Here is a 9,037-nt window from a genome sequence, read left to right on the forward strand (position 1 = left end):
ACCGGGACCTGGCTGGTCGCCGTCCCGTCCGGCGCCGACGGCGGGCAGCCGCTGGCCGACTGGTGCGTCGAGGCCCTGACCGAGGCCGGCGTGCCCGTCCGCCTCGTCCCGGTCGGGCCGGACGCGGTCGCCGGGGCCGGGCCGGTCGACGCGATGCGGGAGGCACTCGCCGCGGCCGACGGCGCGCCGCTCGGCGGCGTCCTCAGCCTGCTCGGGTCCGCGGCCGGGGCGGCCACCGGCCGGCCCGACGTCCCATGGGGCGTCACGGCGACCGTCGGCCTCCTGCAGGCGCTGGAGACGGTTGGCTGCGCCGCGCCGATCTGGTCCGTCACCCAGAACGGGGTGTCGGCGGCGGGCACGATCGCCGAGCACCCCGAGCCCGCCATGCTCTGGGCCGTCGGCCGGGTCGCCGCGCTGGAGTGCGCCTGTTGGGGCGGGCTCGTCGACCTGCCCGGCACGCTGGCCGACTGGGCGCGGGGGCCGTTCCTTGCCGCGCTGACCGGACCGACCGGCGAGACGGAGCTGGCCGTGCGGGCCGGCGCGCTGCTGGGCCGGCGGCTGCGGCGGACGCCGCTGCCCGCGGGCGGCCCGGCGCGGACCTGGCGGCCGGGCGGCACGGCGCTGATCACCGGCGGCACCGGGGTGCTCGGCGGCCGCGTGGCCCGCTGGTTGGCCGAACGGGACGCCGAGCACCTGCTGCTGGTCAGCCGGCGCGGGGAGCAGGCCCCCGGCGCCGAGGACCTGCGGACCGACCTGGTCCGGGCCGGCGCGAAGGTGACGATCAGCGCGTGCGACGTAGGCGACCGGGCGGCGGTCGCCGAGCTGCTGGCCAGCGTCCCGGCGGACGTCCCGCTCACGACGGTGGTGCACACGGCGGCGGTGCTCGACGACCACGTCCTGCGCTCGCTGACCGTCGACGCGCAGCAGCGGGCGCTGCGGGTCAAGGCCGGCGGCGCGCGGAACCTGCACGAGCTGACCGACGGGCTGGACCTGGACGCGTTCGTGCTGTTCTCGTCGTTCGCCGGCACCTACGGCACGGTCGGGCAGGGCAACTACGGCCCGGGCAACGCCTACCTGGACGAGCTGGCCCGCTACCGGCGCGCCCGGGGCCAGGTCGCCACGTCCATCGCCTGGGGGCACTGGGACGGCGGCGGGCTCGCCAGCGCGGAGGTCGAGGAGGGCCTGCGGGCCCGCGGGGTGGCGGTGATCGACCCGGCGCTGGCGCTGTCCGCGCTCGGGGATGTCCTCGACCACGACGAGACCTGCGTCGCCGTCGTCGCGGCGGACTGGGCGGCCATCGGCGACGTCGGGGTGCGAGGCCCGCAGGCGGCGCTCCTCTCCGAGCTCCCGGAGATCGTCGCGGCCCGGGTCTCGGCGGCTGCGGCCGCCGGCGGCGCGGTCCCGGGCGGTGGCGCCTCGGCCGCGGGCGGGCCCGACGACCTGGCCGGCCGGCTGGCCGCACTGCCCGCCGCCCAGCGTTCCCGGCACGTGCTCGACCTGGTCCGGGCACGGGTCGCCGCCGTCCTCGGGCACGCCCGGCCCGACATGGTCGAGGTGGGGCGCACGTTCACCGAGCTCGGCCTGGACTCGCTGACGTCGGTCGAGCTGCGCAACCGGCTCGGCGCGGCCACGGGCCTGCGGCTGTCCTCGACGCTCGTGTTCGACCACCCCACGCCCCAGGCGCTGGCCGATCACCTGCTGGCCGAGGCGGGTGTCGCCGAGGCGGACCCGGCCGCCGCGCTGCTCGCCGACGTCGAGGCGCTCGCCGCCGGCCTCGCGGCGGTCCCGGCCGGCGACCTGGCCCGGATCGGGGTGCCCGGCCGCCTGCGGGCCCTGGTCCGCGGGCTCGGGGACCGGGAGCGCAACGGCCGGCCGGACGAGCCGCCGGCAGTCGGCGGCGCACGCGCGAGAGCGGAGCTGGACCTCGGCTCGGCCAGCCCCGACGAGATCTTCGCCCTCCTCGACGACGACCTGTCCGACCTCTGACCCGTCGGCACCCGAACGGACAAGGAGCCGCGACCATGGCCAGCGAGCAGCAGCTGTTCGACTACCTGAAACGGGCCACGAGCGACCTGCGGGACGCCCGCCGGCGGGTGCGCGACCTCGAGGCGCGGGACACCGAGCCGCTGGCGATCGTCGCGATGACCTGCCGCTACCCCGGCGGCGTGCGGTCGGCCGACGACCTGTGGCGGCTCGTGTCGGACGGCGAGGACGCGATCTCGGACTTCCCGGCCGACCGCGGCTGGCCGCTCGACCGGATCCTGGACGCGGAACTCGGCCGGCCCGGCACGTCCTCCACGGCGCGGGGCGGCTTCGTCCGCGACGTCGCCGCCTTCGACCCGGAGCTGTTCGGGATCAGCCCGCGCGAGGCGCTGGCCATGGACCCGCAGCAGCGGCTGCTGCTCGAGTGCTCGTGGGAGTTGCTGGAACGGGCCGGCCTGGCCCCGACGTCGCTGCGCGGCCGGCCGGTCGGCGTGTTCGCCGGCGCCTCGTTCCCCGACTACGGGTCCGCCGTCGCCACGCTGCCGGACGGCGTCGAGGGCTACCTCATGACCGGCAGCGCGGCCAGTGTCGTCGCCGGCCGCGTCGCCTACGTCCTCGGTCTCGAAGGGCCGGCGCTCACGGTCGACACGGCCTGCTCGTCGTCCCTGGTCGCCATCCACCTCGCGTCGCAGTCGCTGCGGCGCGGCGAGTGCGAGCTGGCACTGGCCGGCGGAGTCGTCGTGCTGGCCACTCCGAAGATCTTCGTCGAGTTCAGCCGCCAGGGGGGCCTGGCCCGTGACGGCCGCTGCCGGGCCTTCGCCGCCGGCGCGGCCGGCACCGCGCTCGCCGAGGGCGCCGGCGTCGTCCTGCTGGAGCGGCTCGCCGACGCGCGCCGGCACGGCCACCCGGTGCTGGCCGTGCTGCGGGGCAGCGCGGTGAACTCCGACGGCGCGAGCAACGGCCTCACCGCCCCGAGCGGGACGTCCCAGCGGCGCGTCCTGCGGGCCGCCCTGGCCAACGCCGGCCTCACCCCGGCCGACGTCGATGCCGTCGAGGCGCACGGCACCGCGACGACCTTGGGTGACCCGATCGAGGCGGGCGCGCTCGCCGACGTCTACGGCCGCAACCGGCCCCCCGGCCGGCCGCTGCGGCTCGGCTCCGTCAAGTCGAACATCGGCCACACCCAGGCCGCCGCCGGGGTGGCCGGCGTCATCAAGATGGTGATGGCGATGCGGGCGGGGGCGCTGCCCCGCACGCTGCACGTCGACGCGCCGACCCCGCACCTCGACTGGGACCGCAGCGGGCTCGCCCTGCTCACCGAGCCGCTGCCCTGGGACCGGCGGCCGGGCGCGCCCCGGCGCTGCGCCGTCTCGTCATTCGGCATCAGCGGGACCAACGCGCACCTCGTCCTGGAGGAGGCGGTCGAACCCGCCGCCGCGGCGTCCGCGCCCCGGCCGGCCGGGGCGGGTCCGGCCGACCGGGGCGCGGCGGACCCGCCGGACCGGGCGTTCCTCACGTCCGGGCGCTCGCCGGCGGCCCTGCGGGCGCAGGCCGCCGCGCTCGCCAGCCAGCTGCGGGCATCGCCCGCGCCCGACCTGTCGGCGCTGGCGGCGGCGCTCGCGGGCGGCCGCGCCCACCTCGACGCGCGGGCCGTGGTGGTCGCCCGGGACCGGCCGGCGCTGCTCGCCGGGCTGGACACCCTGGCCGCCGAGACCGCCCCTTCCGGCGGGCCGGGTGCGCGGATCGTGACCACCGGGCGCGCCGCCGGCGACGGGATCGTCGTGCGCGGCGAGGTGTCCCCCGCCGGGGCCACGGCGTTCCTGTTCACCGGTCAGGGCGCCCAGCGGGCCGGCATGGGCCGGCGGCTGGCGGCCCGGTTCGGGGTCTTCGCCGGCGCGCTGGCCGAGGTCTGCGCCCCGCTTGAGGACGGCCTCGGCCGGCCGCTGCGGCCGTTGATGTTCGCCGACGACTCGGCCGAGGCCGGCCTGCTCGACCGCACGCTGTTCGCCCAGCCGGCGCTGTTCGCGTTCGAGGTCGCGCTGGCCCGGCTGCTGGAGTCCCTCGGGGTCCGGCCGGACCTGCTGCTCGGCCATTCGGTCGGCGAGATCGCCGCCGCGCACCTGGCCGGCGTGCTCGGGCTCGCCGACGCCTGCGCGCTGGTCGTCGCCCGGGCCCGGCTGATGCAGGACGCGCCCGCCGGCGGCGTCATGACCGCGGTGAGCGCGTCGGCGACCGAGGTCGAGCCGCTGCTCGCCGGCTATGACGGCCGGCTGTCCCTGGCCGCGGTGAACGGGCCGACGGCGGTCGTCGTGTCCGGCGATGCCGAGCCGGCCGCGGAGCTGGCGCGCTACTGGGAACGACAGGGCCGCCGGACGCGGAACCTGCGGGTCAGCCACGCCTTCCACTCCGCGCACATGGACGAGGTGCTCGAACCGCTGCGGGCGGCGCTGACGCCGTTGTCGTTCGCGCCGCCCGGGCTTCCGGTCATGTCCAACGTCACCGGCGACGCGGCGGCGCCCGAGCAGCTCTGCTCGCCCGGCTACTGGGCCGACCATGTCCGGGGGACCGTGCGGTTCGCCGACTGCGTGGCGGCGGCGCGGCGGGCGGGCGCGACCCGGTTCGTCGAGGTCGGCCCGGACGCGGTGCTCACCGCGATGGTCGCCGACTGCCTCACCCCGGCCGGCGGCGCTGGCGGACCCGGGCATCTCACGGTGGCCACGCAGCGGCGCGACTGGGCCGAGGACCTGGCGCTGACCACCGCGCTGGCGCTCGTCCACGCCGACGGCGGGGCCGTCCGGTGGGCGGACCACCCGGACGGGCCGGCGGCGCCCGGCGGGGCCGACGCGTCCGCCGTCGTCGCCGCGGCGGCCGCCCTGCCGACGTACCCGTTCCAGCGGAGGCGCTACTGGCTAGGGGAGGGCGCGCCGTCCCCGGTCGACGTCGCCGGTCTCGGTCTGGACGAGGCCGGCCACCCCCTGCTCGGCGCGGCGGCGACCCTGCCCGAGCCGGGCGCGGGCGTCTTCACCGGCCGGCTGACCGTGGCGGCGCAGCCGTGGCTGCTCGACCATGCCGTCGGCGGAGCGGTGATCCTGCCGGGCGCGGCGATGGTCGAGCTGGCGCTGTGGTCGGCCCGGTGGGTCGCCGACCAGGCCGCGGCGGCCGTCCCCGCCGGCGGGAGCGCGCGCCCGCCGGCGGGGATCCGGGTCGAGGAGCTGACGCTGGAGGCCCCGCTGCACGTCCCGGAGCGGGACGGCCAGGACCTGCGGATGACGGTGTCACCGCTCGCGGACGGCGCCGGCTGGCGCTGGGAGCTGCACAGCCGCGCCGACGACGGCCCGGACGACGCGGCCGGCCGCTGGCTTCGGCACGCCTCCGGGCGCCTCGCCGCGGAGCCCGCGCCGAGCCCCAGCGACGCCCCGGGCGGGTCGGGCGCCGCGGGGGCGGCGGAGCTCGCTGCCTGGCCGCCGCCGGGCGCCGAGGCGATCGACGTCGAGGGCCTCTACGACCGGCTGGCCGACGCCGGCTATTCCTACGGGCCCGCGTTCCGCGGCGTGCGCGCGGCCTGGCGGTCGGGCGACGACCTGTTCGCCGAGGTCGCGCTGCCGGCCGAGACGGCTCCCGGCGCGTTCGGCCTGCATCCCGCCCTGTTCGACAGCGCCCTGCATCCGATGGCCTTCGCCGCGCTGTCGGGTGCGGACGGTGATCAACCGGGCCTCGGGGTGCGGATGCCCTTCGCCTGGTCCGGCGTGTCGCTGGCGGCGACCGGCGCGACGCGGCTGCGGGTGCGGCTGCGGGAGGCCGGGCCGGCCACCGTGAGCCTGCTGGCCGCCGACGACACCGGCACTCCGGTGCTCACCCTGGACGCGCTGACCGTGCGCGAGGTCCCTCTCGACCGTCTCGGCGGGAGAGCCCCGGACGGGGCGCTGCACGCGGTGGCCTGGCTGCCGCCCGACGAGCCGGCGGGCGTCCCCTCCGGTGTCCCTGCCGTGGAGCCCGCGGGACGGGCACTGGTCGGCGCCACGCCGGGCGATCCGCGGGTGCGCGCGCTCGCTCGGGCGCTGGGCGCCGGCCTACGGCCCTTCCCGGATCTCGACGCGCTCGCCGTCGACGCCGCCGCCGGCCCCTGGGACGTCTTCCTCGTCCTGCCGGGCCTCGACGGCGAGGCTGGCGGCGACGCGGACGCGGCCGGGACGGTCCGGCGGGCCGCCGCGGCCGCGCTCGCCGGCCTCCAGCGCTTCCTGGCCGACGACCGGCTGGCCACGGCCCGGCTCGTGCTCGTGACGAGCGGCGCGGTGGCGGCCGGTCCGGCGCCGCCCCGGATGGACCTGGCCGCGGCCGCGGTGTGGGGCCTTGCCCGCGCGGCCCGGTCCGAGCACCCAGGCCGCGTGGCCCTGCTCGACCTGGATCCCGACCTCGTGCCCGACGCGGATCTCGATCCCGAGTCCGATCCCGGTGTCGGGCCGGCGTTCGATGACGGGCCGACCACGCTGGCATCGGCGCTCGCCGGCGGGGAGCCCGAGCTGGCGCTGCGCGGCCGAGCGGTCCTGGTGCCCCGGCTGGCGCCGGTCGCCGAGCTCGCCCCGGCCACGCCGGCGGACGGCGGCGGCGGGCGGTCCGCGCTCGCGGCCGGGACCGTGCTGGTCACCGGCGCGACCGGCGGCGTCGGCACGCTGGTGACCCGTCACCTCGTCGAGGCGCACGGCGTCCGGTCGCTGCTGCTCGTGAGCCGGTCGGGGCCGGCCGCGTCCGGCGCGGACGAGCTGCTGGCAGCGCTCGCCGACGCGGGCGCGCAGGCCCGCCTCGTCGCCGCCGACGTCGCGGATCGGGCCGCTCTTCGCGGCCTGCTCGCCGACGTCCCGGCCGAGCGGCCGCTGGTGGCCGTCGTCCACCTCGCCGGCGTGGCCGAGGACGGCACCCTCGCGGCGGTGACGCCCGAGCGGCTGGCGGCCGTCCTGCGCCCCAAGGCCGACGCGGCGCTGGCGCTGCACGAGCTGACGCAGGGGATGGACCTCACGGCCTTCGTGCTGTTCTCCTCGCTCGCCGGGCTGGTGGGCCCGCCGGGGCAGGCGGCCTACGCGGCGGCCAACCACGTCCTCGACGCCCTCGCCGCCGACCGCCGCGCGGCCGGGCTGCCGGCCGTCTCGCTCGCCTGGGGGCAGTGGTCGGCCGTCAGCGCGATGACCGGCGGGCTGGACGCCGTCGATCGTCGCCGGCTGCGCCGCGGCGGCGTGCTGCCGATGGCCGACGCGCACGCCCTCGCCCTGTTCGACGCCGCGCTCGGCCTCGCGGCCGGTGACGTGCCGGCCACGGACGTGCCGGCCACGGACGTGCCGGCGTCGGCGGCGCCGCCGCTGCTGGTGCCGGCGGCGTGGGACCGGGCCGCCCTGCGGGCCGCGCCCGCCTCGGCGCTGCCGCCGGCGCTGCGGAGCCTCGTGCCCCGGCCGCGCCGCCGGCCGCACGGCGGGACGCCGGCCCCGGAGGCCGCCGGTGCCCGGCCCGAGCTCCCGGCCAGGCTGGCCGGGCTCGACGGCGACGGACGCGGCCGGGCGGTGCTCGACGCGGTACGCGAGCAGGTCGCGGCCGTGCTCGGCTATCCCGATCCGGCCGAGGTCGGCGCCGATCGCCAGTTCACCGACCTCGGCATCGACTCGCTCAGCGCGGTCGAGCTGCGCAACGCGCTGGCCGCGGTGAGCGGGCTGCGGCTGCCGGCGACCGTCGTGTTCGACCATCCGACACCGGCCGCCCTCGCCGAGCACGTCCGAGCCGGGCTGGGACCGGAACCGGGGCAGGCGCGGCCGGTCTCGGTGCTCGACGGCCTCGACGCCCTGGAGCGGTCGCTGCGCGCGCCGGACCTCGCCCCGTCCGACCAGGGCCGGGTACTGGCCCGGTTGCGCGCGATGGTGTCGACGCTCGCCAGCCGGTCCGACGCCGCGCCGGGCCGGCGGACGGACATCCAGTCCGCGTCCACCGAAGAGATCTTCGACTTCATCGACAGTCAGCTCGGCCGGGCGGCGTCGCTGTCGGCCGGTCACACGCGGGAGGCCGAACCCCATGGCTGAGACGACCGGCGGCCCCGGCGCGGCGGACGAGACGGCGAGGCTCGTCGAGTACCTGCGCTGGGTCACCGCCGATCTGCGCGACACCCGGGAGCAGCTGCGCGCGCTGGAGGACGCGGCCCGGGAGCCGATCGCGATCGTGGGCATGGCGTGCCGTTTCCCGGGTGGGGTGGCGTCGCCGGCCGACCTGTGGGATCTCGTCTCGGCCGGTGGTGACGGGATCTCGCCGTTTCCGACGGACCGCGGCTGGGACGCCGACCTCTTCGACCCCGACCCGGACGCGGCGGGCCACAGCTATGTGCGGGAGGCCGGTTTCCTTTCGGACGTGGCGGATTTCGATGCGGGGTTCTTTGGTATCTCGCCGCGTGAGGCGTTGGCGATGGATCCGCAGCAGCGGTTGTTGTTGGAGACGGCGTGGGAGGCGGTGGAGAGCGTCGGGGTGGACGCGCGGTCGTTGCGGGGTTCTTCGACCGGGGTGTTCGTGGGGGTGATGTACCACGACTAYGGCTCGTGGGTGCGGACCGTYCCGSCSGRGCTCGARGGTTATGTGGGCAAYGGCACSGCSGGSAGYRTSGCGTCGGGYCGGGTGKCSTATTCGTTYGGKTTCGAGGGYCCGGCGGTGACGGTSGAYACSGCGTGTTCGTCGTCGTTGGTGGCGATGCATCTGGCGGCGTCGTCGCTGCGGGCGGGCGAGTGCTCGCTGGCGCTGGCCGGCGGCGTCGCCGTGATGTCGACGCCGGAGGCGTTCGTCGAGTTCTCCCGGCAGGGCGGACTGGCGCCGGACGGCCGGTGCAAGTCGTTCGCCGACGCGGCTGACGGGGYCGCSTGGKSKGAGGGTGTGGGTCTGCTGGTGCTGGAGCGGCTGTCGGATGCGCGGCGTAACGGTCATGAGGTGCTGGCGGTGGTGTCGGGTTCGGCGGTGAACCAGGACGGTGCGTCGAATGGTCTGACGGCGCCGAATGGTCCGTCGCAGGAGCGGGTGATCCGGGCGGCGTTGG

The 9,037-nt window shown here is 78.1% G+C and carries 3 protein-coding genes; all 3 read left to right on the forward strand.

Features of this window, described 5'->3' with window-relative positions; all coding sequences use genetic code 11:
- Positions 1-1,986 (forward strand): type I polyketide synthase (locus BCD48_RS14420; RefSeq protein WP_116271519.1); only part of this gene is annotated, 1,986 nt, incomplete at its 5' end.
- Between the two features lie 35 nt (positions 1,987-2,021).
- Positions 2,022-8,042, forward strand: coding sequence for a type I polyketide synthase (locus BCD48_RS14425; protein WP_071048882.1), 6,021 nt, complete (start codon positions 2,022-2,024; stop codon positions 8,040-8,042).
- A partial coding sequence (locus BCD48_RS14430) for a beta-ketoacyl synthase N-terminal-like domain-containing protein (protein ID WP_198543240.1) occupies positions 8,035-9,037 on the forward strand: 1,003 nt, incomplete at its 3' end. The genes BCD48_RS14425 and BCD48_RS14430, both read left to right, overlap by 8 nt.

It is taken from the genome of Pseudofrankia coriaricola (genome assembly GCF_001854805.1).
In the GTDB taxonomy this organism is placed as follows: domain Bacteria; phylum Actinomycetota; class Actinomycetes; order Frankiales; family Frankiaceae; genus Pseudofrankia.